Source organism: Peribacillus sp. P4_C12 (assembly GCF_056402095.1).
Genome location: NZ_JBFUIB010001108.1, coordinates 1 through 672, shown reverse-complemented (window position 1 = coordinate 672; position 672 = coordinate 1). Strand labels below are relative to the sequence as shown.

1 protein-coding gene is annotated in these 672 nt (G+C 34.4%); it reads left to right on the top strand.

Translation table 11 applies throughout. From position 1 onward, the window contains the following. A partial coding sequence (locus AC1DUW_RS31620; RefSeq protein WP_477644549.1) for a DMT family transporter occupies positions 1-672 on the top strand: 672 nt, incomplete at both ends.

Genomic DNA, 672 nt, shown 5'->3' with positions numbered 1-672 from the left:
GGTTTCAACTATCATAAAACTAGCAATGCGTAGTGGTTTTTCGGCATCTGAAGCTGTTACAAGTCAATTTTTTTTCGGTTTTTGTATCGCAGTGTGTATTTTCATTCTTACAAACCGAACAAAATTAAGCTTTAATGGAGTTAAAATTCTTATCTTAGCTGGAGTATTTACAGGGTTGACAAATATTTTTTATGGTCTTTCTTTGAACTATTTACCTGCATCCTTGGCCGTTGTACTATTGTTTCAATTTACATGGATAGGCATGTTGATTTCTTGTATAACAAAACGAAAATTTCCCAGTCGAATTGAATTGATATCTCTAATAATATTGGTTGCAGGGACTATACCAGCAGCGGGTTTGATAGATGTTGATTTATCTCAAATACCTTTTCAAGGTTGGTTATGGGGTTTAGCAGCTGCTCTTTGTTATTCCCTATTTTTATTTGTTAACGGTAGAGCAACTACAAATATGAATACCACTAATCGCTTAGTATTGGTTTCATTCTTTGCTTTTATGATGTCGGTTGTTTTTCAGTCTCCGGAAGTTATTTGGAATGGAAATTTGTTTAGCGAGGGACTTTGGATTTATGGTTTGATATTGGGGTTATTTGGGATGATTATTCCGGTTTTCTTATTCACTATTGCAGTTCCTAAAGTTGGATTGAGTATGTC